Consider the following 23250-nt stretch of genomic DNA (forward strand, 5'->3'; position numbering starts at 1 on the left):
CGAGGAATCGTTGCTGCGCCCCGGCTTGTAGCCGTTTATCTCAGTGCCTGGGCAAGCAGGTCAGTCCTGCGGTGCTTCGCCGTGAATCGCCGTAGGGGCTGAATCAACCCGCGATGTGTTTTGCCACCGTGCGATGGCGAGGCAGGCCACGCAATTCCCCAACACGTTGGTCAGCACGCGGCACTTCATCAGTCGCTCCACCCCCAACAGCAAACCGACACTCTCCACGGGCACCATGTGGAACAGATTCAGGGTGGCAATCAACGTAAAAAATGCCGACCCCGCCATGCTGGTCGACCCCAGGCAGGTCACCATTGAAATCAGCAGCAAGGTCATCCAGTTCGCCGCCGTCAGGTCGATGCCCGACATCTGAGCCAGAAAAAGCACGGCTGTGATCAGGTAGATATTCGAACCGGCGAGGTTGAAGGTATAACCGGTGGTCAACACCAGGCGGCTCAACTGCCGCTCACACCCCAGGCCCTGCATCTTTTCGATCAGGCCGGGAAGCGCCGCTACCGAAGAACCCGTGAAAGTCACCAGCAGCAAGTCATCCTTCAGGTGCAGCACCAGTGAACACAGCGAAGTCCCCGAGGCCCGCGCTATCGGCGCGAGTACCAGTAGAACGAACGCGCCACAGGCCAGGTACATGACCGCGACAAACTTGAGCAGCGGCAACGCTGAACCGAGCCCGAACTTGCCGATGGTAAAAGCAATGGCGCCGAAAGCGGCGAGGGGAGCGAAGCGCAGTATCAGCCTCAGGCACCTGAAGAGCTGCTCGACGATTCGTTCCAGCAGGAGTCGCAGCGCGTCCGCCCGTGTATCGCCGCGGGCGTGCGCTATCCATGCTCCGGTCAGCAGGCCTGCGAGCATGATTTGCAAGACGGGATTGTGCATGAGTGCGTCGGCAAGGGTGGCGCCAATCCCTGTCCATGAGAGGGTTGTCGAAGAGGCGCGCAGTCTATCCAGACTGTTCGGCAGCCAGGAAGCCTCCGACGCCGCGTGGCTGCCGGGTTGCATCAAGCCGGCGATCACGCATGCCAGGGACAGCGACAACAGCGCCATGGCTTGAAAATAGACCAATAGCCTGGCTGCCAGCCCCCGTTGTCCGAGGCGCAAACCCGCGACGCCGGATGCGATCAGCAGAAACATCATAAATGGCATCAGCCAGCCAATAACGCGAATGAAGCCGTCGCTCAACGGTTTCATCTCTACCGCGAGCGGCGGATTGAGGGCGCCAAGCAGCGCGCCACTGAGGATGGCGACAAGAAGATGCAGAGTTGTGCTGCGCAGAAGCCTGAGAGGCATCGGGTTCCGGAGTGGGCATGTTTATTGTTATGAGCGCGCCTTGCCAGTGGTTTGGCGATTGGGCACGCTTGCTGGCCAACGTCGCGTAGATCGACGGCAATCATAAACCCCGTAGCGAGATAGACCATCATGGAGCTTCGTCATCTGCGCTATTTCGTCATGGTGGCTGAGGAACGACATTTCACCCGCGCCGCAGCACGCCTGAATATGCAGCAGCCGCCGCTGAGCCAGCAGATCCGGGCGCTGGAGGACGAGCTGGGTTTCGAGCTGTTCAAGCGCCATCCCAAAGGGGTGGATCTCACCGCAGGCGGGCAGGTTTTCCTGCAAGAGGCGCAGGACATTCTGGCGAGGGTCAAGGAAGGTTCGCTCAAGGCTTCGCGCGCCGCCCACGGCATCGAGGGGCACCTGACCATCGGTTTCACCAGCTCGGCCGCTGCCCATCCGCTGATTCCCCGGATCATTCGTGCTTACCGTGAGCGTTTCCCTGGCGTGGCGGTTTCACTGAGGGAGGGCAGCGCGCAGCAGCTGACCGAGTCAGCCATTGATGGCAGCGTTGACGTCGGCATTTTGCGGGCGCCCGTCAGCCGACATCAAAGCATCGCTTTTTACCGGCTGCTGAACGAAGAGATGCTGCTGACGTTACCGGTAGGGCATCGCTTGTTGACCGGGCATCAGGCAGACCAGGGGCCGCCTGTTATTTCGCTCCTCGATCTGGCCGAAGAGCAATTCATCCTGGTCCGTCGTCCGGGTGCCCCCGGGATGTACGCCAACCTGATCAAGGCCTGTTTGAACGCCGGTTTCAATCCGAAGGTCGCCTTTGAGGTTGAGCGTATGCTCACCAACGTCAGCCTTGTCGCCGCGGGCGCGGGCATCTCTATCGTGCCGGGGTCGATGCGCGATGTGCACAAGGAAAGCGTAGTGTATTGCCGGATCGCTGACGCAAAGCCTCGGTTGCACGCACCAATAACGCTGGTATGCCCAAGCTTTAATCCACAGCCGCCGCTGCGCAACTTCGTTGCCCTGTCGCAAGAGCTGAGCGGGCGGAGAATTACGCAATAAAAAAACCGGCACATGGCCGGTTTTTTGTACAGTCCGCTTGGCTTAACGCTTCAGCGACGTCGGCACAAACGGAGCGATCGAGGTCAGCACCGCTTTGAAGCATTTGGTGTTGCCCGCAACGATGTGGCCCTTTTCAAGGAAGTCGTGACCGCCGTTGAAGTCACTGACCAGACCGCCTGCTTCCTGAATCAGCAGGGCGCCTGCGGCCATGTCCCACTCCGACAGACCCGATTCCCAGAACGCATCGAAACGGCCCGCAGCCACGTAAGCCAGGTCCAGGCTCGCGGCGCCGGCGCGACGGATGCCCGCAGTCTGGCCTACCAGCGAACGGAACATGTTCATGTAGTTGTCGAGGTTGTCGAGTTGGTTCTCACGGAACGGGAAACCTGTGCCGAGCAGTGCGCCTTCAAGGCTCTTGCGCGGGCTGACGCGCAGACGACGGCCGTTCAGGGCAGCGCCCCGACCGCGGCTGGCGGTGAATTCTTCCTGACGGACCGGGTCCAGAACAACGGCGTGTTCCAGGCGACCGCGGTATTTGCACGCGATGCTGACGGCGAAGTGAGGAACGCCACGCACGAAGTTGGTGGTGCCGTCGAGCGGATCGATGATCCAGAGGTAGTCGGTGCCTTCGCCGCTGCCTTCATGCAGGCCGCTTTCTTCGCCAAGGATGCCGTGGGTTGGATACGCCTTGCGCAATGCAGTGATGATGCTCTGCTCGGCGGCGCGATCGATTTCGGTTACGTAATCTTTCGCGTCTTTTTCGTCGACCTTGATGGTATCCAGGCGCTCGATGGAGCGGAAAATCAATTCGCTGGCGCTGCGGGCGGCGCGCAGCGCGATATTCAGCATGGGCTGCATGGATGGATCACCTAGGTCGTTAAAGAGAGCCGGCCATTCTATTGGTTCTCTTGGATGATTTCCAGCGCGAGTGCAGACTTTGCCGCGCGTCCGGTCGGCTTGGCGTGCGCAGGTCAGCGGTGCCCTGTCACCTTTTAGTGGCGCATCCCGTGCGTGAGGCGCAAGGTTCGTGGCGCCGATGGAAGCGCTTCTGTAACATTCGCCCCCCTTTTCACCTGCTAGCGAGACTTCACCAGTGCTGCAAAATATTCGTGTCGTCCTGGTCGGTACCAGTCATCCCGGAAATATCGGTGGCGCCGCGCGTGCCATGAAAAACATGGGCCTTTCCCGTCTGGTGCTGGTTGATCCCGCCATGTTTCCCCACCATGAAGCCGATGCACGGGCGTCTGGCGCGGGCGACATCCTGGAAGGCGCGCAGGTCGTGGCGACGCTGGAAGATGCGTTGGTAGGCTGCAACCTGGTATTGGGCACCAGCGCCCGGGATCGCCGCATTCCCTGGCCGCTGCTCGACCCTCGCGAAGCGGGCGTCAAGACCGTGGAGCACGCCGCGCTGGGCGAAGAGATCGCACTGGTGTTCGGCCGTGAATACGCCGGCCTCACCAATGAAGAGCTGCAGCGCTGCCATTACCACGTGCACATTCCTTCGGACCCGGAATTCAGTTCGTTGAATCTGGCTGCCGCCGTGCAGGTGTTGAGTTACGAAACCCGCATGGCCTGGCTCGCGGCGGACGGGCAGGCAAGCAAGGTGGAGAAGTTCGAGGTCAACTCGGTGCGCAGTACCGAGCTGGCGACCATGGATGAGATGGAGAAATTCTATGAGCATCTTCAGTCCACGCTGGTCACCATCGGCTTCCTTGATCCCGAGAAGCCGCGCCATCTGATGGCCCGGCTGCGTCGTTTGTACGGGCGCTCTGCGGTCAATCGATCCGAGATGAGCATCTTGCGCGGCATCCTCACCGAGACCCAGAAAGCGGCCAACGGCGAACCCTACAAGCGGAAGGATCAGTGATGTTCGAGCGTCTGCGGGAAGACATCCAAAGCGTGTTCCATCGTGACCCGGCGGCACGAAATGCCTTTGAAGTGCTCACCTGCTATCCCGGCATGCACGCGATCTGGCTGCATCGGCTGTCCGGCTGGCTGTGGCGCAACGACCTGAAGTGGCCAGCGCGCATGGTTTCCAACTTCGGTCGCTGGTTGACCGGCATTGAAATCCATCCCGGCGCTAAAGTCGGCCGGCGTTTTTTCATCGATCACGGTATGGGCATCGTCATCGGCGAGACCGCCGAGATCGGCGATGACGTGACCCTTTACCAAGGCGTGACGCTGGGCGGCACAAGTTGGAACAAGGGTAAACGCCATCCGACTCTGGAGTCCGGTGTTGTGGTGGGCGCGGGTGCGAAGGTACTCGGGCCATTCACAGTGGGTGCCGGGGCGAAGGTCGGTTCCAACGCGGTGGTGACCAAGCCCGTGCCGGCGGGTGCGACGGTGGTGGGCATTCCCGGACGAATCATCGTCAAGTCTGACGATGAAGCCGAAGCCAAGCGCAAGGCGATCGCCGAAAAGCTCGGCTTCGATGCCTATGGCGTCAGCGAGGACATGCCTGATCCAGTGGCGCGCGCGATCGGGCAATTGCTCGATCACCTGCAAGCGATGGACGTTCGTGTGGAAGACATGGGCAAGGCATTGAAGAGCCTGGGCGGTGAATATCGCGAGAAGGAATTGCCGGAGTTGCGTCAGGAAGTCTTCGACTGCATGAAAGAGCCTTGCCAGGCTGATGCTCCCCGGAAATGAAGCAGCGGCGCGGTTGCAGGCGGCACATGTGCCAATCCCCGCCGCGTTTTGCTATGATGCGGCCGCGATTTTGCGGGTAATCCCGACTGTTCCACTAGGTCTTATAGTTGACTTAAATACTCGGGAATAGCATACTCGCCCTCATTCCGAACCTCCGCGGTACACGTCATGCGACTGACTACAAAAGGCCGATACGCTGTCACTGCCATGCTTGATCTGGCATTGCATGCGCAGCATGGGCCAGTGTCCCTGGCCGATATCTCCGAGCGGCAAGGGATTTCCCTTTCCTACCTCGAGCAACTGTTCGCCAAGCTGCGCCGCGGCAACCTTGTTTCCAGCGTACGCGGTCCCGGCGGCGGTTATCAGTTGTCCCGCGACATGCAGGGCATTCAGGTGGCGCAGGTGATTGACGCGGTCAACGAATCGGTTGACGCGACGCGCTGCCAGGGGCTCGGTGATTGCCATGCTGGCGACACCTGTCTGACCCACCACTTGTGGTGCGACCTCAGTCAGCAGATTCACGAATTTCTAAGCGGTATCAGCCTGGCCGACCTCGTCACTCGCCGTGAAGTGCAAGAAGTCGCCCAACGTCAGGATCTGCGCCGTTGCGGTAGCAAGACGCAGCCACTGGACAAGATTGAAACATCCGCCGTTGAGTGAACGCAGATGAACGCGCGGCGCGCCTGCCCGATAGGAGATATTCAATGAGATTGCCGATTTACCTCGATTATTCCGCAACCACCCCGGTCGATCCGCGTGTTGCGCAGAAAATGAGCGACTGCTTGCTGGTGGATGGCAACTTCGGTAACCCGGCGTCGCGCTCCCACGTCTTTGGCTGGAAGGCTGAAGAGGCGGTAGAGAACGCGCGTCGTCAGGTCGCCGATCTGGTCAACGCCGACCCGCGCGAAATCGTCTGGACTTCCGGTGCCACCGAGTCCAACAACCTCGCGATCAAGGGCGCTGCGCATTTCTATGCCTCCAAAGGCAAGCACCTGATCACCAGCAAAATCGAACACAAAGCCGTGCTCGACACCATGCGTCAGCTTGAGCGTGAAGGCTTTGAAGTCACCTACCTCGAGCCGACCGAAGATGGCCTGATCACTCCGGCCATGATCGAAGCTGTCCTGCGCGACGACACCGTTCTGGTCTCGATCATGCACGTCAACAACGAGATCGGTACGGTCAACGACATCGCAGCGATTGGCGAGATGACCCGTTCCCGCGGTGTGCTCTTCCACGTCGACGCAGCGCAGGCCACCGGCAAGGTTGAAATCGACCTCGCCAACCTCAAAGTTGATCTGATGTCGTTCTCGGCCCACAAGACCTACGGTCCTAAAGGCATTGGCGCACTGTGGGTCAGCCGCAAGCCACGTGTCCGCATCGAAGCCGAAATGCACGGTGGCGGTCACGAGCGTGGCATGCGTTCCGGTACGCTGGCAACGCACCAGATCGTCGGCATGGGCGAAGCGTTCCGCGTTGCCAAGGAAGACATGGCTGCCGAGAACGTTCGCATCAAAGCCTTGAGTGATCGCTTCTATCAGCAGGTTGCGCATCTGGAAGAGTTGTACGTCAACGGCAGCATGACTGCCCGTGTGCCGCACAATCTCAACCTGAGCTTCAACTATGTGGAAGGCGAGTCGCTGATCATGGCGCTCAAGGATCTGGCGGTATCGTCCGGCTCCGCATGCACCTCGGCTTCGCTCGAACCTTCCTACGTGCTGCGCGCCCTGGGTCGTAACGATGAGCTGGCACACAGCTCGATCCGTTTCACCTTCGGTCGCTTCACCACTGAAGAAGAGATCGACTACGCCGCGCAGAAAGTCTGCGAGGCTGTCACCAAGCTGCGCGCCTTGTCGCCGCTGTGGGACATGTTCAAAGACGGCGTCGACATCTCTAAGATCGAGTGGGCGGCGCACTAATTCAAAGTCGCCATTTCATGCGGCACTTTGAAAACCGGGTTTTCCAAGTGTCGTGAGAGCGACGTGTTGTATCTGATGAGGATTGCACCATGGCTTACAGCGAAAAGGTCATCGACCACTACGAAAATCCCCGCAACGTCGGCAAGATGAATGCGGAGGACCCTGATGTCGGCACCGGCATGGTCGGCGCGCCGGCGTGCGGCGACGTCATGCGTCTGCAGATCAAAGTCAACGAGCAGGGCATCATCGAAGACGCCAAGTTCAAGACCTACGGCTGCGGCTCTGCCATCGCGTCGAGCTCCCTGGCCACCGAGTGGATGAAAGGCAAGACTCTGGATGAAGCAGAGACCATCAAGAACACTCAGCTGGCCGAAGAACTGGCCCTGCCGCCAGTGAAAATCCACTGCTCCGTACTCGCTGAAGACGCCATCAAGGCGGCCGTTCGCGACTACAAGCAGAAGAAAGGCCTGCTCTAAACAGAGCATGTTCCGCTGCGTTAAGTAACTTGCGTGAGGTAAGGAGTTCCGATGGCTATCAGCATGACCGAAGCAGCCGCCAACCATGTGCGTCGCTCCCTCGATGGGCGCGGCAAGGGTGACGGCATTCGTCTGGGCGTTCGCACGACCGGTTGTTCAGGCCTTGCGTACGTGCTCGAGTTCGTCGATGAGCCTGAAAGCGAAGACACGGTGTTCGAGTACCACGGCGTCAAGGTGATCATCGATCCCAAAAGCCTGGTCTATCTTGACGGCACCGAGCTCGATTTCGTCAAGGAAGGGTTGAACGAAGGCTTCAAGTTCAACAATCCCAACTCGCGCGGTGAATGTGGCTGCGGCGAAAGCTTCAACGTCTGAGGCTTATTGTGGGTACTCCTTGTCACTTTGCTTTATTCGACCTGCAGCCGGGCTTCAATCTGGATCTCGACCTGCTGGCGACGCGTTACCGTGAGCTCGCACGGAGCGTGCACCCCGACCGTTTTGCCGACGCCCCCGAGGCGGAGCAAAGGGTTGCGCTGGAGCGCTCTGCCAGTCTGAACGACGCCTACCAAACGCTGAAGAATGCGCCTAAAAGGGCGCGTTACCTGCTGGCGCTGAAGGGCGAAGTTCCGCTGGAGGTCACCGTCCAGGATCCCGAGTTTCTGATGCAGCAGATGCAATGGCGCGAAGAGCTCGAAGATCTTCAGGACGACGCGGATCTGGCGGGTGTCGCGGTATTCAAGCGCCGGCTCAAGGTTGCCCAGGAAGAACTGAACGAAAGCTTCGCGGCTTGTTGGGACGATGCTGCACAGCGAGAGCAGGCCGAAAGGCTGATGCGTCGCATGCAGTTCCTCGACAAACTCTCCTACGAAGTGCGCCAGCTCGAAGAGCGCCTCGACGATTAACCCCGCGCCGTCCTTCTGGGGCGGCACGCCAGTGATATCAGAAAAGCAATGGCTCTACTGCAGATCGCCGAACCCGGCCAAGCTCCAAAACCTCATCAGCGTCGCCTGGCTGTCGGGATTGACCTCGGCACCACCAATTCGCTGGTGGCTGCCCTGCGCAGCGGCATCAGTGAGCCGCTTCCCGACGCAGGCGGCCAGGTCATCCTGCCGTCTGCCGTTCGCTATCACGCCGAGCGCGTCGAAGTGGGCCAGTCGGCGAAGGACGCTGCGGCGACCGATCCGCTGAACACCATCATTTCCGTCAAACGCCTCATGGGTCGCGGGATCTCCGATGTGAAGCATTTGGGTGGGCAGTTGCCTTACCGCTTCACCGGCGGCGAGTCCCACATGCCGTTCATTGAAACCGTGCAGGGCCCGAAGAGCCCGGTTGAAGTGTCGGCTGACATCCTCAAGGTGCTGCGTCAGCGTGCTGAGGAAACCCTGGGTGGCGAGCTGGTCGGCGCGGTCATCACCGTTCCCGCTTATTTCGATGACGCCCAGCGTCAGGCCACCAAAGACGCCGCAAAGCTGGCGGGCCTTACCGTTCTTCGCCTGCTTAACGAGCCCACGGCGGCTGCCGTGGCGTACGGGCTGGATCAAAACGCCGAAGGTGTGGTTGCTATTTACGATCTGGGTGGCGGCACCTTCGATATCTCGATTCTGCGCCTGACCGGCGGCGTATTTGAAGTCATGGCGACCGGTGGCGACAGCGCGCTGGGCGGTGATGATTTCGACCACGCCATCGCGACCTGGATCATTGCTGAAGCCGGTCTGTCCGACGATCTCGACCCGGCTGCCCAGCGCCGTCTGATGCAGACGGCATGCGCGGCGAAAGAATCCCTGACTGACGCCGATTCGGTCGATGTCGTCCATGGCGACTGGCAGGGTGTACTGACCCGCGCCGCATTCGATGCCCTCATTGAGCCAATGATCGCCCGCAGCCTTAAAGCCTGCCGTCGCGCCGTTCGTGATTGCGGCATTGAGCTGGATGAAGTCGAAGCCGTGGTCATGGTGGGCGGCTCCACCCGTGTGCCGCGAGTTCGCGAAGCGGTGGCCGAACTCTTTGGCCGTCAACCGTTGACCGAGATCGACCCGGATCAGGTAGTCGCCATCGGCGCTGCGATCCAGGCCGATACGCTGGCAGGCAACAAGCGCGATGGCGGTGAGCTGCTGCTGCTCGACGTGATCCCGTTGTCCCTGGGGCTGGAGACCATGGGTGGCCTGATGGAGAAGGTCATTCCGCGCAACACCACGATCCCGGTGGCCCGCGCCCAGGAATTCACCACTTACAAAGACGGCCAGTCGGCCATGATGATTCACGTGCTGCAAGGCGAGCGTGAATTGATCAGCGACTGCCGTTCACTGGCGCGTTTTGACCTGCGTGGCATTCCCGCGATGGTCGCCGGCGCCGCGAAAATCCGCGTGACCTTCCAGGTCGACGCCGATGGCCTGCTCAGCGTGTCCGCCCGCGAGCTGGCATCCGGCGTTGAGTCGAGCATTCAGGTCAAGCCTTCGTATGGGCTGACTGACGGTGAAATCACCCGCATGCTCAAGGACTCCTTCCAGTACGCCGGTGACGACATGGTGGCTCGCGCGTTGCGTGAACAGCAGGTCGACGCCCAGCGTTTGCTCGAAGCCGTTGAAGGCGCGTTGCAGGCCGATGGCGATCGCTTGCTCGACGCCGAAGAGCGCATGGTCATCGACCTGCAGATGGAAGAGCTACGTGAATTGATGAAGGGCAATGACGGCCCGGCCATCGAGCTGCAGACCAAACGTCTGTCGCAGGTGACTGATGCGTTCGCCGCCCGCCGCCTGGACTCGACGGTGAAAGCCGCGCTGTCAGGGCGCAACCTGAATGAGATTGAGGAATAACTGATGCCGCAGGTTACATTTCTGCCACACGCCGAGCATTGCCCGGACGGAATGGTTGTCGAGGCTGAAGTCGGCAAGTCGATTCTGGAGCTCGCCCACGATCACCACATCGAGATCGAAAGCGCGTGCGGCGGCGTCTGCGCCTGCACCACCTGCCACTGCATCATTCGTGCGGGGTTCAACTCCCTCGAAGAAGCGGACGAGCTGGAAGAGGACTATCTTGATCGTGCGTGGGGTCTGGAAGCTCAGTCCCGTCTGGCCTGCCAGGCCAAGGTCGGCACCGAAGACCTGACCGTCGAAATCCCGAAATATTCGCTTAACCACGCTGCCGAAGCGCCGCACTGATCGAGAAGCTGTCATGAGTTACGGTTGGAATGACGTACAACGCATCGCTGAAGAACTCGCCGAGACCCACCCCGGCGTCGACCCTTATTCGGTAGGGTTTACCAGGCTGCAATTGATGATCAAGCAACTGCCTGATTTCGACGACACTTCTGGCCGCGTCGGCGAGAAAGTGCTCGAGGCGGTGCAGACGCTCTGGGCCGACGAAATCGACTGATCAGATTTGCACGTTAGGCAATAACATCAAACCCGCGTATAATTCGCGGGTTTAATTTTTCGCAATAATCACTGCTTCTGGAGTTACACCATGGCTGTTCAACGTACTTTCTCGATCATCAAGCCTGATGCTGTTGCCAAAAACGTCATCGGCGAAATCACCACCCGTTTCGAAAAAGCCGGTCTGCGCGTTGTCGCTTCGAAACTGAAGCAACTGTCCAAGGCCGAAGCAGAAGGTTTCTACGCTGAGCACAGCGCCCGTGGTTTCTTCGGTGATCTGGTTGCATTCATGATCTCCGGCCCGGTTGTCGTACAGGTTCTGGAAGGCGAAAACGCTATCGCTCTGAACCGCGAGCTGATGGGCGCTACCAACCCTAAAGAAGCAGCTGCCGGCACCATCCGTGCTGACTTCGCTGATTCCATCGACGCCAACGCTGTTCACGGCTCCGACTCCGAAGCCGCTGCTGCTCGTGAAATCTCGTACTTCTTCGCTGCTACCGAGGTAACCACTCGCTAAGCTATTGCTGCGAGTGAGGGTGAATCCATGACTGAATCAACTGGCAAAATCAACCTGTTGGGTCTGACCCGGCTGGAAATGGAAAAATTCTTCGAGTCTATCGGGGAGAAGCGCTTCCGTGCCGGTCAGGTCATGAAGTGGATTCACCACTTTGGCGTCGATAACTTCGATGCCATGACGAACGTCGGCAAGGCCCTGCGCGAAAAGCTGCAGAGCCGTGCCGAAATTCGCGGTCCTGAAGTCGTCAGCGAGGACATCTCCACCGACGGCACCCGTAAATGGGTCGTTCGTGTCGAGTCCGGCAGCTGCGTCGAGACCGTTTACATTCCGCAAGGCAAACGCGGCACGCTATGTGTCTCGTCCCAGGCGGGCTGTGCGCTGGATTGCAGTTTCTGCTCCACCGGCAAACAAGGCTTCAACAGCAACCTCACCGCCGCCGAAGTCATCGGTCAGGTGTGGATTGCCAACAAATCTTTCGGCAGTGTCCCGGCTACCGTCGACCGTGCCATCACCAACGTGGTGATGATGGGGATGGGCGAGCCATTGCTGAACTTCGACAATGTCATTGCCGCCATGCATCTGATGATGGATGACCTGGGGTATGGCATTTCCAAGCGCCGGGTGACGCTGTCCACCTCCGGCGTGGTGCCAATGATCGATGAGCTGTCCAAGCACATCGACGTCTCGCTGGCCCTTTCGCTGCACGCGCCCAACGACGCGCTGCGAAACCAGTTGGTGCCGATCAATAAAAAGTACCCCTTGAAGATGCTCCTCGAGTCCTGCCGCAACTACATGGCTGCGTTGGGCGAGAAGCGTGTGCTGACCATCGAGTACACGCTGCTCAAGGACATCAACGACAGGCCTGAGCACGCGGTCGAGATGATCGAGCTGCTCAAGGATACGCCGTGCAAGGTCAACCTGATCCCGTTCAACCCGTTTCCGCATTCGGGCTATGAGCGCCCCAGCAATAATGCGATCCGTCGTTTCCAGGATCTCCTGCATCAAGCCGGTTTCAACGTCACCGTGCGCACCACGCGCGGTGAGGACATCGATGCTGCCTGCGGCCAGTTGGTCGGGCAGGTCATGGACCGCACCCGTCGCAGCGAGCGTTATATTGCCGTGCGGGAGCTCAGTGCCGATGCCGAGGTGGTGCAGGTCGCTTCCGCTCGCAATTGAATGCGAATTTGACTGAGAGGATCTCTATGCTCCTGCGCGTTGCGCTGCTGCTCTGTTTTGCCACGCTGCTGGTTGGTTGTGTGTCCACCGGCAACGTCGATCCGCTGAGTACCAGCAAGGGACGTGACGAGGCTCGTCAGGCTTATGTGCAGTTGGGATTGGGCTATCTTCAGCAGGGCCAGATGGAGCGTGCGAAGGCACCTCTGAAAAAAGCGCTTGAGCTCAATGGCTCCGACGCAGACGCCAATGCCGCGCTGGCTCTGGTGTTTCAAGCCGAGATGGAACCGGAGCTGGCGAACCAGTATTACGAGAAAGCGTTGTCGGCACGTTCCAAAGACGCGCGGATCCTCAACAACTACGGCAGCTTTCTCTACCAGCAGAAGCGTTACAAGGAAGCCTACGAGCGCTTCGAGCAGGCCGCCGAGGATAACCTCTACGCAGAGCGCGCCCGGGTTTTCGAGAATCTCGGCATGACCGCGGTGATGCTGGGCGATCGCGTAACCGCCCGTGAGCATTTCGACAAGGCGCTGCGTCTCGATCGTCAGCAGCCACGCGCGTTGCTGGAAATGGCTGAGTTGTCGTACGAAGACAGGCATTATGTGCCAGCGCGCGATTACTACGAGCGTTTCAGCCAGTTGAGCGAGCAGAATGCGCGGAGCCTGTTGCTCGGTACGCGGCTGGCGAAGGTGTTTGATGATCGCAACAAGGCGGCCAGTTACGGGTTGCTTCTAAAAAGACTCTATCCCGGTACGCCGGAATATCAGCAATACCTGTCGGAGCAATGATGAAAGCGGCGCATCCCGAAGTTGTAGCAGCCACTCGCACGAACCCAGGCGAAACATTGCGTCAGGCCCGCGAGAGCAAGAACTGGTCGCTGCCAGATGTGGCGTTGAGGCTTAACCTCACCGTGGCGTCCCTGACTCATCTGGAAGCGGGCGATTTTGACAAGCTCCCCGGCCATACCTTTGCCCGCGGCTATGTACGCGCCTACGCCAAGCTGCTGGACCTTGATCAAGCGGCATTGGTCAGTGCGTTCGATCAGTACACCGGCACTGACGGCAAGGGCAGTAGCGTTCATGCGCTGGGCCGAATCGAAGAGCCGGTGCGCCTGTCTCACAACATTCTGCGCATCGTCAGCCTGTTGCTGCTCATCGCATTGATCGGCGGCGGCTTCGTGTGGTGGCAGGATCAAGCCACGCTGCGCGGCAAGGAGCCGACCAATCTGGGCATGGAACACGTCGAAGTCGAAAGTGCTGACGGCACCACCCAGATCCATCCGCTTGACGAGCCGGAAGATCAAGCTGTCGCTCAAGGCCAGACCGCGCTGCCGTTGAATAACGCCGAGCCGGCGTCCGCGCCTGAAGCGCCCGCTGCATCCAGCAGTGCAACCACCACCACGGGCACGGTTGCAGGCGCTGTTGTTCCCCATAGCACATCTACCACCGCTCCGGTAACGCCTGCGCATACCGCGTCGACGCCAACAGCGCCGGTCACAACCGTAGCGCCAACGCCTGCGACAACCGCGCCCGTCAACAGCGCGCCGAGCGCAACCGCTGACGCCGCGCCTGTACCGGTAGGTGCTGGCCGCGTGCAGGTTCAGTTTGTGAATGATTGCTGGACCCAGGTCACCGATGGCAACGGCAAAGTGCTGATGAGCGGGCTCAAGAAAAAAGGCGACAGCCTGGACGTCAATGGCAAGCCGCCGCTGACCCTGCGCCTGGGCTTCGCTCGTGGCGCGCAAGTGAGCTACAACGGTCAGCCGGTTGATGTGGCACCTTTCACCAGTGGCGAAACTGCTCGCCTGAAGCTAGGGCAATAAGTCATGCACGGCGAATCTCCGATCAAACGTCGCGAATCTCGTAAAATCTGGGTCGGCTCGGTGCCGGTCGGTGGCGATGCCCCGATCGCAGTGCAGAGCATGACCAACAGCGACACCAATGACGTCGCGGCCACCGTGGCCCAGATCAACCGTCTGGAAGCCGCTGGTGTGGACATCGTTCGCGTCTCGGTACCGGACATGGACGCTGCCGAGGCTTTCGGCCGTATCAAGCAGCTGGTCAAGGTCCCCCTGGTCGCTGACATCCATTTCGATTACCGAATCGCCCTGCGCGTTGCCGAGCTAGGCGTCGATTGCCTGCGGATCAATCCGGGCAACATCGGCCGCGAAGACCGTGTCCGCGCGGTGGTGGAGGCGGCCCGTGATCGCGGCATTCCTATCCGTATCGGCGTCAACGCCGGTTCGCTGGAAAAGGACCTGCAAAAGAAGTACGGCGAGCCAACGCCGGCGGCTTTGGTCGAGTCAGCACTGCGCCACGTCGAGCATCTGGACCGTCTGGATTTCCAGGACTTCAAGGTCAGCGTCAAGGCCTCCGATGTGTTCATGGCGGTCGAGGCTTATCGCCTCCTGGCCAAACAAATCATCCAGCCGTTGCACCTGGGTATCACTGAAGCGGGCGGTTTGCGCTCAGGCACAGTGAAATCGGCCGTCGGCCTAGGTATGCTGCTGGCCGAAGGAATCGGCGATACCATTCGGATTTCTCTGGCTGCCGATCCGGTGGAAGAAGTGAAGGTCGGTTACGACATCCTCAAGTCGCTGCGCCTGCGTTCCCGTGGCATCAACTTCATCGCCTGCCCGAGCTGCTCGCGGCAGAATTTCGATGTGGTTAAAACCATGAACGAGCTGGAAGGGCGCCTTGAAGATTTGCTGGTCCCGCTGGATGTTGCGGTGATCGGCTGCGTGGTAAACGGTCCCGGCGAGGCAAAGGAAGCCCACGTTGGTCTGACCGGTGGCACGCCGAACCTGATCTACATCGATGGCAAGCCGGCGCAAAAGCTGACAAATGACAATCTGGTGGAACAGCTTGAACGCTTGATCCGTCAGAGAGCGGCCGAAAAGGTCGAGGCCGACGCAGCGCTGATCGCGCGCGGCTAACCCAGTTTCCAAGGAATATTTGTGAGTAAGTCTCTGCAAGCCATTCGTGGCATGAACGACATCCTGCCGGATCAAACGCCGCTGTGGCGCTACTTCGAAGGCACCGTATCGCGTTTGCTGGATAACTACGGTTATCGCCAGATCCGCATGCCGATCGTCGAGTTCACCGACCTGTTCAAACGCTCCATCGGCGAAGTCACCGACATCGTCGAAAAAGAGATGTACACCTTCGCCGACCGCAATGGCGATTCGCTGACCCTGCGCCCTGAAGGCACAGCGGCCTGCGTTCGTGCGGTCCTCGAACACGGCATCACCGGCGGCGGTCAGGTGCAGAAGCTGTGGTACATCGGCCCGATGTTCCGCCACGAGCGTCCGCAAAAAGGCCGTTATCGTCAGTTTCACCAGATCGGTGTCGAGGTGTTCAACCTCGATGGTCCGGACATCGACGCCGAGCTGATCGTCCTGACCTGGCGCCTGTGGGGCCTGCTGGGTATCCGCAATGCCGTCAAACTGGAACTCAACAGCCTGGGCACCAGTGAAGCCCGCGGCCGTTATCGTGAAGCGCTGGTCGAGTATCTCTCTGCGCGTCACGAGCAACTGGACGAAGACAGCCAGCGCCGCCTGAAGACCAACCCGCTGCGTGTGCTCGATACCAAACACCCTGAAACCCAGGCTGTGCTGGTCGATGCACCCAAGCTGGCCGATTACCTGGACGACGAATCCCGGGTTCACTTCGAAGGCCTGAAGGCGCGTCTCGACGCGGCGGGCATTCCTTACGTGATCAACCCGAAGCTGGTTCGCGGCCTGGATTACTACAGCAAAACCGTATTCGAGTGGGTCACTGACCAACTCGGCGCTCAGGGCACTGTCTGCGCGGGCGGCCGTTACGACGGTCTGGTCGAGCAGATGGGCGGCAAGCCGACATCAGGCGTGGGCTTTGCCATGGGCATTGAACGTCTGGTGCTGCTGCTGGAAACCCTGGAGCAGGTGCCCGAAGACATCGCCCGTACGGTCGACGTTTACGTCTGCGCCTTTGGCGAGGCCGCCGAGCTGGCAGCGCTGACCTTGTCCGAGCGTTTGCGCGATCAGGCGCCGAACCTGCGCCTGCATGTCAATGCCGGGGCTGGCAGCTTCAAGAGCCAGTTCAAGAAGGCCGACAAGAGCGGCGCACTGTACGCGCTGATCCTTGGCGATGAAGAGCTGGCGCGCAAGGAAGTGGGCGTCAAGCCGCTGCGTGGTCAGGGCGAACAACAAAATATTGCCTGGGATGCTCTGTCCGAGCACCTGGCCACCTGCATCTCGCAGGGTTGAAGCAGACAAAAGCCGATTTAGCGAATAGGAGTATTGGGGTGTCGAGTACCGATGATGATGAGCTGGTTGCCGTAAAGGACTGGTGGCAGCGTAACGGCAAGCCTCTGGTGACCGGCGGCCTGCTGGCGGTGATCGTGGTGTTGGGCTGGCAAGGCTGGCAGCGCTATCAGAACAACCAGGCACAGGGTGGTTCGGCGCTATATCAGCAATTGCTGGAAACCGCACTGACGCCTAGCGGCCAGGCTGATGCAGGCCGTGTGGCCGAGATCGCCGGCAAGCTCAAGAGCGAGTTCGGCGGCACCGCGTACGCTCAGTACGGCAGCCTGTTCGTGGCCAAGGTGGCCGTAGACACGGGCAAGCTGGATGACGCTGCGAACGAGCTGAAATCCGTGGCCGACAAGCCGGCCAATACGACTCTGGGTGAGATCGCCCGTCAGCGTCTGGCTCGCGTGCTTGCCGCACAGAACAAGGCTGAAGATGCGCTGAAGTTGCTCGACGGTCAGGCCGACACGTCGTTCGCGGCCAGCCGTGAAGAGCTCCGTGGTGACCTGCTGGTGCAGCTGGGTCGTACCGATGATGCCTATGCTGCATACAAAAAGGCCAAGGCGGCGCTTTCTGAAGAAGCGGCTGTTGGCGGTCTGCAAATGAAGCTCGACGATCTGGCGAAAGGGGATGCGTGACGTGATTCGTTGGAAACATGCAGCATTGCTGGCTCTGGCCATTCTGGCCGCGGGTTGCAGCAGCAACAGCAAAAAAGAGCTGCCTCCGGCAGAGCTCGTCGACTTCAAGGAAGAAGTGACCCTGCAGAAGTTGTGGAGCCGCTCCGTCGGTGACGGTCAGGGCGATATATACAACATGCTGGTCCCGGCCATCGACGGCGAGAACATTTACGCTGCCGACGCGAACGGTCTGGTCATGGCGATCAATCGCAGCAACGGTGACGTGGTCTGGAAAAAAGAGCTTGAGCAACCGGTCTCCGGCGCCGTCGGTGTAGGTTTCGGTCTGGTCATGCTGGGCACGTTGCGCGGCGAAGTCATCGTCCTCGACGAGGCCACCGGCGAGCAGAAGTGGAAATCCAAGGCAACCAGCGAAGTGCTGTCCGCTCCGGCCACCAACGGCAGTGTCGTGGTTGCCCAGACTCAGGACGACCGGGTTATCGGTTATGACGCCATCACTGGCGATCAGCGCTGGATCTACGAGAGCAGTCCTGCGGTTCTGACACTTCGTGGCACCGGCGCACCGATTGCCACCAATTCGCTGGCCATTGCCGGGCTGTCGACCGGTAAGGTCGTGGCGCTGGATATCAACAACGGCGTCCCGGCCTGGGAGCAGCGCGTTGCCGTTCCGACAGGTCGCTCCGAGCTTGATCGTGTGGTCGACATTGACGGCGGCTTGCTGCTTTCCGGCAACACGCTGTATGTCGCGACCTATCAGGGCCGCGTAGCCGGTCTGGAACTGCAGAGCGGTCGCGTGCTGTGGCAGCGTGATGCATCGAGCTATTCGGGTGTGGCGCAGGGCTTCGGCAGCGTTTACGTTTCGCTGGCCAACGGCACCGTGGAAGGCATCGATGAGCGCTCGTCCACCGGTCTGTGGAGCAACGACTCGCTGGCCCGTCGTCAACTCGGCGCGCCGGAAGTGTTCTCCAGCTACGTCGCGGTGGGTGACATGGAAGGCTATCTGCACCTGCTGAGCCAGGTCGACGGCCATTTCGTCGCCCGTGAAAAGATTGACAGCGATGGCCTGCGTGCACGCCCGCTGGTCTCCGGCAGCACCATTTACGTCTTCGGCAACAGCGGCAAGCTGGAAGCGCTGACGATCAAGTAGTGGCTGTCTATGCTTGAGGAGGTCGAGCTTCGACTTCCCCAGGCGGCCCCGCTTTCGTGGGGCCTGCGACGCTTCGGTGTCGCTCCGAACTCCGGCCGCTGCCTTGCAGCGGCTTTTGTATTTTCTGAAATAACGAAGTGGAGAGCCGCATGGTTCCCGTAATCGCCCTGGTGGGTCGACCGAACGTCGGCAAGTCCACCTTGTTCAACCGCCTGACCAGGACTCGCGACGCCATCGTCGGCGACTTGTCCGGTCTGACCCGTGATCGCCAATACGGTGAGGCCAAGTGGCAAGGGCGCTCCTACATCCTGATCGACACCGGCGGTATCTCCGGTGACGAACACGGCATGGACGAAAAGATGGCCGAGCAGTCGCTGCTGGCCATCGAAGAAGCCGATGTCGTGTTGTTCCTCGTTGACGCCAAAGCAGGCTTTACTGCCGCCGACCAGATGATTGGCGAGCACCTGCGCAAGCGCAACAAGACGTCCTACGTCGTCGCCAATAAGGTCGACAACATCGACCCTGACATGGCCCGCGCCGAGTTTGCACCGCTGGGCATGGGTGACGCGATTCCGGTGGCCGGCGCTCACGGACGCGGCATCACCCAGATGCTTGAAATCGCCCTGCGCGATTTCCCGAAAGACGCTGACGAAGTCGAAGAAGGCGAAGAAGGCGAAGAAGAGGAAGTTGTCGCCGAAGGTCAGGAAGCCAAGCGCATTCCGGGTCCGAGCGAGAAGGACGGGATCAAGATCGCGATCATCGGTCGTCCTAACGTCGGCAAGTCGACGCTGGTCAACCGCATGCTCGGTGAAGACCGCGTTATCGTCTACGACGAGCCCGGCACCACCCGCGACAGCATTTACATCCCGTTCGAACGCAACGAGGAAAAGTACACGCTGATCGACACTGCTGGTGTGCGCAAGCGCGGCAAGATCCACGAAGAAGTCGAAAAGTTCTCCGTGGTCAAAACGCTGCAGGCGATCAAAGACGCCAACGTGGTGATCTTCGTGATGGACGCCCGTGAAGGCGTCGTCGACCACGACCTGAACCTGCTGGGCTTTGCCCTTGAGTCCGGTCGGGCGCTGGTCATCGCACTCAACAAGTGGGATGGCATGGTGCCGAGCGAGCGCGACTATGTGAAGGTTGAGCTGGAGCGTCGGCTGTTCTTCGTCGACTTCGCCGACATCCACTTCATCTCGGCGCTGCACGGCACCGGCGTGGGTAACCTGTATCAGTCGGTGCAGAACTCGTTCAAATCCGCTGTGACCCGCTGGCCGACCAGCCGCCTGACCCAGATCCTTGAAGACGCCGTCAGCGAGCACGCACCGCCCATGGTCGGCAGCCGCCGCATCAAGCTGCGTTATGCCCACTTGGGTGGCGCCAACCCGCCGTTGATCGTTATCCACGGTAACCAGGTCGAGAAAGTACCGAAGTCGTACGTTCGGTACCTCGAGAACACCTATCGCCGCGTGCTAAAGCTGGTCGGTACGCCGATCCGCATCGAGTTCAAGGGCGGCGAAAACCCGTACGAAGGCAACAAGAACACGCTGACCGACCGCCAGGTCAACAAGAAGCGTCGAATGATGTCGCACCACAAGAAGGCCGACAAGAAGCGCCGCGACAAGCGCTGATCGTGTAAAGGTCTTTCTCGGAAAAGGCGCCAGTGGCGCCTTTTTTTGTGCGCGATATCTGGGCTATCCTGCCAGTCCCCGAGCCCTTCAGGTATCGGGAGTGGAGCAGGAAAACCCATGATCACCAGCAAACTGCCGAACGTTGGCACCACCATTTTTACTGTGATGTCTCAGCTTGCCGCCGAAACAGGGGCGATCAATCTGTCCCAGGGTTTTCCCGATTTCGATGGGCCCGACGCACTGCGTGAAGCCTTGTGCCGCCGCGTCATGGACGGCAACAACCAATACGCGCCGATGGCCGGGCTGCCGGCATTGCGCGAGCAAGTCGCCGCCAAGATCGCTCGCTGCTATGGCCGTCAGGTCGGCGTCGACAGCGAAATCACGATCACGCCCGGCGCCACCCACGCCATCTTCTGCGCCATCCAGGCGGTTGTCAGAGCCGGCGATGAAGTCATCGTCTTCGACCCGTGCTACGACAGTTACGCGCCTTCGGTGGAACTGGCCAGTGGACGCTGCGTCCATGTTCAGCTCAAGGACGGTGACTTCGCCATCGACTGGGAAAAGCTCAGCGCTGCGTTGAGCCCTCGCACTCGAATGATCGTTATCAACACGCCGCACAACCCCAGCGGCGCGCTGATCACCCGCGAGGAACTGGATCGCCTGGCTGCGTTGATCCGGGACCGGGACATCTACGTGCTCAGCGATGAAGTCTACGAACACCTGGTGTTCGACGGCCTGCAGCACGCCAGCGTGCTGGCCCATGACGAACTCTACCAGCGCGCTTTCGTGGTCAGCTCGTTCGGCAAGACCTACCACGTCACCGGCTGGAAAACCGGCTACCTTGTCGCGCCGCCGGCACTGACCGCCGAAGCGCGCAAGGTCCACCAATTTGTTGCGTTCTGCGGCGTGACACCGCTGCAATGGGCGCTGGCCGATTTCATGGCGGCGCACCCTGAACATGTCGACGAACTGCCGGCGTTCTATCAGGCCAAGCGCGATTATTTCTGCGATCGCCTGGAAGCCTCGCGCTTTACGTTCACGCGCGCCAGCGGCACGTACTTTCAGCTCGTTGATTATTCGCGGATCCGCCCGGACCTCAATGACGTCGACATGTCGCTGTGGATGACCCGCGAACACGGTGTAGCGAGCATTCCGATTTCGGTGTTCTACCAGAATCCGCCTGAAGGCCAGCGCCTGATCCGGCTGTGCTTTCCCAAGCGTGAGGAGACGCTGCGTCAAGCAGCGGAAAAACTATGCGCGATCTGAGCACGCTGCCCAATCTGAACATCGCGTTGGTCCAGACCACGCTGGTTTGGCACGACGCCCCGGCGAACCACGCCCACTTCGAAGAATTGCTGGCCCAAGCCCAAGGCGCGGATCTGGTGATCCTGCCGGAGATGTTCACCACTGGGTTTTCGATGGAATCCGAACTGCTCGCCGAGCCCGAAGACGGCCCGACTGCCCAGTGGATCCTGGCGCAGGCCAGGCAACTGGATGCCGTGGTGACCGGCAGCGTGATCATTCGCGACGCTGACGGCAGCCATCGCAATCGCCTGCTGTGGGCGCGACCGGACGGCGAGCTGCTGCATTACGACAAGCGCCATCTGTTCAGAATGGCCGGGGAACACGAGCATTACAGCCCGGGCGAGCGCCAGGTGCAGTTCGAGCTTAAGGGCTGGCGGATTCGTCCGCTGATCTGCTACGACCTGCGTTTTCCGGTGTGGAGCCGTGACGCCCAGAATACCGATTTGCTGCTGTACACCGCCAATTGGCCGGGCGCTCGCCGTCTGCACTGGAATCGCCTGCTGCCAGCGCGGGCCATCGAGAACCTCTGTTACGTCGCGGCGGTGAATCGCGTGGGCATCGATGGCAAGGGCTTTGCCTACACCGGCGACAGTCAGGTGCTGGATTTCCAGGGCGAGAGCCTGCTCAACATCGGCGAGGCAGACGGGGTGTTTCAGGTCAGCTTGTCAGCGCAGAGCCTGGCGGCGTACCGCGAGAAATTCCCGGCCTGTCTCGACGCTGATACATTCGAGATACAGTAACGTCATAGAGTTAACGGACGGGTGGTCGATAGCGGTTGTACCCAGACAGGAGATCGGTATGACCACCATCAGCACATCCTCATTGAGTTCGTACTCCACCAGCTTCACGGTTGCGGTCAAGAAAGACGCCACGGCTGAAGTGGCTGACACCTCTACCACCACAGAGGCTGCGTCAGCGTCTGCAACGCCGGCGACCGCTGCGGGTAGCGCCGGCGGTGCCGGCGGGGCAGGTGGCGCGTCAGACTCTTCCAGCACCAGCGAGCAGGCCATCGCGAAACTGGAAGAGCAGATCAAGGAAACCCAGAAGCGCTTGCAGGAGCAGCAACAGCAGCTCGCTGCCGCCCAGGCCAGCTCTGGCACCGACGAGGAAAAGTCTGCGCGCGTGATGGCGATTCAGGGACAGATCTCGTCGTCCACCGCCAGCCTGGCCACTGAGCAGGCGGCCCTCTTGCAACTGCAGAAGTCCGGCAGCATCAACACCACGGCCTGATTCACTGATTCAGAGACCAAACGCTCCATGACCTCGGTCGTGGGGCGTTCCTGTGGGTGCAATAAATTCGACTTCAGATGTTTGTACGCTGGCCGATACAACGTGCACCTCATAAGGAGTTCATCATGACCACTATCAACACCAGTTCCTTGGGTGCTTACTCCAGCGTGTTCACGGCTGCCGTCAAGACCGACGACGCCACCAAGAGCGATGCCAAGGCTGCCAGTGTCGAGCTGCGTGGCAATGTGTATGGAGACTCCAAGGCGTCTGGCGCCACTGAGTCAGGCGACGCGCCGAGCATGAAGGAGGAGATGATCAAGCAGTTGCAGGAGCAGATTCAGCGAACCCAGAAGATTCTCCAGCAGCAGCAGGCTCAGCTGGCCGCGGCTCAAGGCAGCAAGGCGCCGGATGAGCTGAAGGCGACGCAGGTCATGGCTATCCAACAGCAGATTTCCGGGACCATGGCTCAACTGGGCGCACTGCAGGCTTCTCTGTTGAACTTGATGAAAGTCAAAGTCGACACCACGGCCTGACAATCCGGCGTT

26 protein-coding genes are annotated in these 23250 nt (G+C 60.2%); 24 read left to right on the forward strand and 2 right to left on the reverse strand.

Annotation, left to right across the window (positions count from 1 at the left end):
• Window positions 1-60 precede the first annotated feature (60 nt).
• Window positions 61-1305: a cation:dicarboxylate symporter family transporter gene (locus FX982_RS12205; protein WP_172610816.1), complete on the reverse strand. Its 1245-nt coding sequence runs from the start codon at window positions 1303-1305 to the stop codon at window positions 61-63.
• A 129-nt stretch (window positions 1306-1434) separates the two neighbouring features.
• Between FX982_RS12205 and FX982_RS12210 the strand changes: the two genes are divergently transcribed.
• On the forward strand, window positions 1435-2364 hold the full coding sequence (locus tag FX982_RS12210) for a LysR substrate-binding domain-containing protein (protein ID WP_172610817.1): 930 nt from the start codon (window positions 1435-1437) through the stop codon (window positions 2362-2364).
• A gap of 42 nt (window positions 2365-2406) precedes the next feature.
• On the opposite strand, the gene suhB is transcribed toward FX982_RS12210, so the two are convergent.
• The gene (gene suhB / locus FX982_RS12215; protein WP_065990032.1) at window positions 2407-3222 is read right to left on the reverse strand and encodes a type III secretion system regulator SuhB; all 816 of its coding nucleotides are present in this window, start codon (window positions 3220-3222) and stop codon (window positions 2407-2409) included.
• Window positions 3223-3457: 235 nt separating this feature from the next.
• Between suhB and trmJ the strand changes: the two genes are divergently transcribed.
• The 23 genes from trmJ to FX982_RS12330 all read left to right on the forward strand — a co-directional run bounded on the left by trmJ (window position 3458) and on the right by FX982_RS12330 (window position 23238).
• Window positions 3458-4231 carry a tRNA (cytosine(32)/uridine(32)-2'-O)-methyltransferase TrmJ gene (gene trmJ / locus FX982_RS12220; protein WP_122623401.1) on the forward strand — a complete coding sequence of 258 codons (774 nt, stop codon included), beginning with the start codon at window positions 3458-3460 and terminating at the stop codon, window positions 4229-4231.
• A complete protein-coding gene (gene cysE, locus FX982_RS12225; protein ID WP_172610818.1) occupies window positions 4231-5013 on the forward strand; it encodes a serine O-acetyltransferase in 783 nt (260 codons plus the stop codon). Before trmJ ends, cysE begins: the two co-directional genes overlap by 1 nt.
• Before the next feature lie 168 nt (window positions 5014-5181).
• Window positions 5182-5673 carry a Fe-S cluster assembly transcriptional regulator IscR gene (iscR, locus tag FX982_RS12230; RefSeq protein ID WP_172610826.1) on the forward strand — a complete coding sequence of 164 codons (492 nt, stop codon included), beginning with the start codon at window positions 5182-5184 and terminating at the stop codon, window positions 5671-5673.
• Between the two features lie 44 nt (window positions 5674-5717).
• Window positions 5718-6932, forward strand: a complete 1215-nt coding sequence (locus FX982_RS12235) for an IscS subfamily cysteine desulfurase (RefSeq protein WP_172610828.1) — start codon at window positions 5718-5720, stop codon at window positions 6930-6932.
• Window positions 6933-7021: 89 nt separating this feature from the next.
• Entirely contained in the window at window positions 7022-7408 is a 387-nt protein-coding gene (gene iscU, locus FX982_RS12240; protein ID WP_062383507.1) for a Fe-S cluster assembly scaffold IscU, read from the forward strand.
• A gap of 51 nt (window positions 7409-7459) precedes the next feature.
• Window positions 7460-7783 carry an iron-sulfur cluster assembly protein IscA gene (gene iscA / locus FX982_RS12245; protein WP_065990022.1) on the forward strand — a complete coding sequence of 108 codons (324 nt, stop codon included), beginning with the start codon at window positions 7460-7462 and terminating at the stop codon, window positions 7781-7783.
• 8 nt (window positions 7784-7791) lie between these two features.
• Window positions 7792-8310, forward strand: a complete 519-nt coding sequence (gene hscB, locus FX982_RS12250; protein WP_172610830.1) for a co-chaperone HscB — start codon at window positions 7792-7794, stop codon at window positions 8308-8310.
• Between the two features lie 48 nt (window positions 8311-8358).
• The gene (gene hscA, locus FX982_RS12255) at window positions 8359-10221 is read left to right on the forward strand and encodes a Fe-S protein assembly chaperone HscA (RefSeq protein WP_172610832.1); all 1863 of its coding nucleotides are present in this window, start codon (window positions 8359-8361) and stop codon (window positions 10219-10221) included.
• A 3-nt stretch (window positions 10222-10224) separates the two neighbouring features.
• Entirely contained in the window at window positions 10225-10566 is a 342-nt protein-coding gene (gene fdx, locus FX982_RS12260) for an ISC system 2Fe-2S type ferredoxin (protein ID WP_065990018.1), read from the forward strand.
• Between the two features lie 13 nt (window positions 10567-10579).
• The gene (gene iscX / locus FX982_RS12265; RefSeq protein WP_172610833.1) at window positions 10580-10780 is read left to right on the forward strand and encodes a Fe-S cluster assembly protein IscX; all 201 of its coding nucleotides are present in this window, start codon (window positions 10580-10582) and stop codon (window positions 10778-10780) included.
• A gap of 90 nt (window positions 10781-10870) precedes the next feature.
• A complete protein-coding gene (gene ndk / locus FX982_RS12270; RefSeq protein ID WP_007916882.1) occupies window positions 10871-11296 on the forward strand; it encodes a nucleoside-diphosphate kinase in 426 nt (141 codons plus the stop codon).
• A gap of 27 nt (window positions 11297-11323) precedes the next feature.
• Window positions 11324-12472, forward strand: coding sequence for a 23S rRNA (adenine(2503)-C(2))-methyltransferase RlmN (rlmN, locus tag FX982_RS12275; RefSeq protein ID WP_172610835.1), 1149 nt, complete (start codon window positions 11324-11326; stop codon window positions 12470-12472).
• 26 nt (window positions 12473-12498) lie between these two features.
• Window positions 12499-13257, forward strand: coding sequence for a type IV pilus biogenesis/stability protein PilW (gene pilW, locus FX982_RS12280; protein WP_122535025.1), 759 nt, complete (start codon window positions 12499-12501; stop codon window positions 13255-13257).
• Window positions 13257-14291, forward strand: a complete 1035-nt coding sequence (locus tag FX982_RS12285) for a RodZ domain-containing protein (RefSeq protein WP_172610837.1) — start codon at window positions 13257-13259, stop codon at window positions 14289-14291. The genes pilW and FX982_RS12285 overlap by 1 nt, the downstream gene beginning before the upstream one ends.
• Before the next feature lie 3 nt (window positions 14292-14294).
• On the forward strand, window positions 14295-15404 hold the full coding sequence (gene ispG, locus FX982_RS12290; protein ID WP_065990008.1) for a flavodoxin-dependent (E)-4-hydroxy-3-methylbut-2-enyl-diphosphate synthase: 1110 nt from the start codon (window positions 14295-14297) through the stop codon (window positions 15402-15404).
• A gap of 21 nt (window positions 15405-15425) precedes the next feature.
• Window positions 15426-16715: a histidine--tRNA ligase gene (gene hisS / locus FX982_RS12295; protein WP_122623406.1), complete on the forward strand. Its 1290-nt coding sequence runs from the start codon at window positions 15426-15428 to the stop codon at window positions 16713-16715.
• Window positions 16716-16753: 38 nt separating this feature from the next.
• A complete protein-coding gene (locus tag FX982_RS12300; protein WP_172610838.1) occupies window positions 16754-17395 on the forward strand; it encodes a tetratricopeptide repeat protein in 642 nt (213 codons plus the stop codon).
• Window positions 17388-18539, forward strand: coding sequence for an outer membrane protein assembly factor BamB (gene bamB / locus FX982_RS12305; protein WP_122535029.1), 1152 nt, complete (start codon window positions 17388-17390; stop codon window positions 18537-18539). The genes FX982_RS12300 and bamB overlap by 8 nt, the downstream gene beginning before the upstream one ends.
• Before the next feature lie 149 nt (window positions 18540-18688).
• Window positions 18689-20170 (forward strand): ribosome biogenesis GTPase Der, encoded by a 1482-nt coding sequence (gene der, locus FX982_RS12310; RefSeq protein ID WP_172610840.1) that lies wholly within the window; start codon window positions 18689-18691, stop codon window positions 20168-20170.
• Window positions 20171-20287: 117 nt separating this feature from the next.
• Window positions 20288-21436 (forward strand): pyridoxal phosphate-dependent aminotransferase, encoded by a 1149-nt coding sequence (locus FX982_RS12315; protein ID WP_172610842.1) that lies wholly within the window; start codon window positions 20288-20290, stop codon window positions 21434-21436.
• The gene (locus tag FX982_RS12320) at window positions 21424-22215 is read left to right on the forward strand and encodes an amidohydrolase (RefSeq protein ID WP_172610844.1); all 792 of its coding nucleotides are present in this window, start codon (window positions 21424-21426) and stop codon (window positions 22213-22215) included. The genes FX982_RS12315 and FX982_RS12320 overlap by 13 nt, the downstream gene beginning before the upstream one ends.
• A 58-nt stretch (window positions 22216-22273) precedes the next feature.
• Window positions 22274-22705: a hypothetical protein gene (locus FX982_RS12325; protein ID WP_172610845.1), complete on the forward strand. Its 432-nt coding sequence runs from the start codon at window positions 22274-22276 to the stop codon at window positions 22703-22705.
• Between the two features lie 125 nt (window positions 22706-22830).
• A complete protein-coding gene (locus tag FX982_RS12330; protein ID WP_172610847.1) occupies window positions 22831-23238 on the forward strand; it encodes a hypothetical protein in 408 nt (135 codons plus the stop codon).
• Window positions 23239-23250: the final 12 nt, after the last annotated feature.

This window comes from Pseudomonas graminis, assembly GCF_013201545.1.
In the GTDB taxonomy this organism is placed as follows: Bacteria; Pseudomonadota; Gammaproteobacteria; order Pseudomonadales; family Pseudomonadaceae; genus Aquipseudomonas.

Coding starts and splice junctions, on each gene's coding strand:
- iscX (WP_172610833.1), top strand. CDS start 10,580: ATGAGTTACGGTTGGAATGACGTACAACGCATCGCTGAAGAACTCGCC.
- FX982_RS12320 (WP_172610844.1), top strand. CDS start 21,424: ATGCGCGATCTGAGCACGCTGCCCAATCTGAACATCGCGTTGGTCCAG.
- ispG (WP_065990008.1), top strand. CDS start 14,295: ATGCACGGCGAATCTCCGATCAAACGTCGCGAATCTCGTAAAATCTGG.
- FX982_RS12325 (WP_172610845.1), top strand. CDS start 22,274: ATGACCACCATCAGCACATCCTCATTGAGTTCGTACTCCACCAGCTTC.
- iscR (WP_172610826.1), top strand. CDS start 5,182: ATGCGACTGACTACAAAAGGCCGATACGCTGTCACTGCCATGCTTGAT.
- iscA (WP_065990022.1), top strand. CDS start 7,460: ATGGCTATCAGCATGACCGAAGCAGCCGCCAACCATGTGCGTCGCTCC.
- pilW (WP_122535025.1), top strand. CDS start 12,499: ATGCTCCTGCGCGTTGCGCTGCTGCTCTGTTTTGCCACGCTGCTGGTT.
- ndk (WP_007916882.1), top strand. CDS start 10,871: ATGGCTGTTCAACGTACTTTCTCGATCATCAAGCCTGATGCTGTTGCC.
- iscU (WP_062383507.1), top strand. CDS start 7,022: ATGGCTTACAGCGAAAAGGTCATCGACCACTACGAAAATCCCCGCAAC.
- der (WP_172610840.1), top strand. CDS start 18,689: ATGGTTCCCGTAATCGCCCTGGTGGGTCGACCGAACGTCGGCAAGTCC.
- rlmN (WP_172610835.1), top strand. CDS start 11,324: ATGACTGAATCAACTGGCAAAATCAACCTGTTGGGTCTGACCCGGCTG.
- hscA (WP_172610832.1), top strand. CDS start 8,359: ATGGCTCTACTGCAGATCGCCGAACCCGGCCAAGCTCCAAAACCTCAT.
- FX982_RS12315 (WP_172610842.1), top strand. CDS start 20,288: ATGATCACCAGCAAACTGCCGAACGTTGGCACCACCATTTTTACTGTG.
- FX982_RS12210 (WP_172610817.1), top strand. CDS start 1,435: ATGGAGCTTCGTCATCTGCGCTATTTCGTCATGGTGGCTGAGGAACGA.
- cysE (WP_172610818.1), top strand. CDS start 4,231: ATGTTCGAGCGTCTGCGGGAAGACATCCAAAGCGTGTTCCATCGTGAC.
- FX982_RS12285 (WP_172610837.1), top strand. CDS start 13,257: ATGAAAGCGGCGCATCCCGAAGTTGTAGCAGCCACTCGCACGAACCCA.
- bamB (WP_122535029.1), top strand. CDS start 17,388: ATGCGTGACGTGATTCGTTGGAAACATGCAGCATTGCTGGCTCTGGCC.
- FX982_RS12235 (WP_172610828.1), top strand. CDS start 5,718: ATGAGATTGCCGATTTACCTCGATTATTCCGCAACCACCCCGGTCGAT.
- FX982_RS12205 (WP_172610816.1), bottom strand. CDS start 1,305: ATGCCTCTCAGGCTTCTGCGCAGCACAACTCTGCATCTTCTTGTCGCC.
- fdx (WP_065990018.1), top strand. CDS start 10,225: ATGCCGCAGGTTACATTTCTGCCACACGCCGAGCATTGCCCGGACGGA.
- FX982_RS12330 (WP_172610847.1), top strand. CDS start 22,831: ATGACCACTATCAACACCAGTTCCTTGGGTGCTTACTCCAGCGTGTTC.
- suhB (WP_065990032.1), bottom strand. CDS start 3,222: ATGCAGCCCATGCTGAATATCGCGCTGCGCGCCGCCCGCAGCGCCAGC.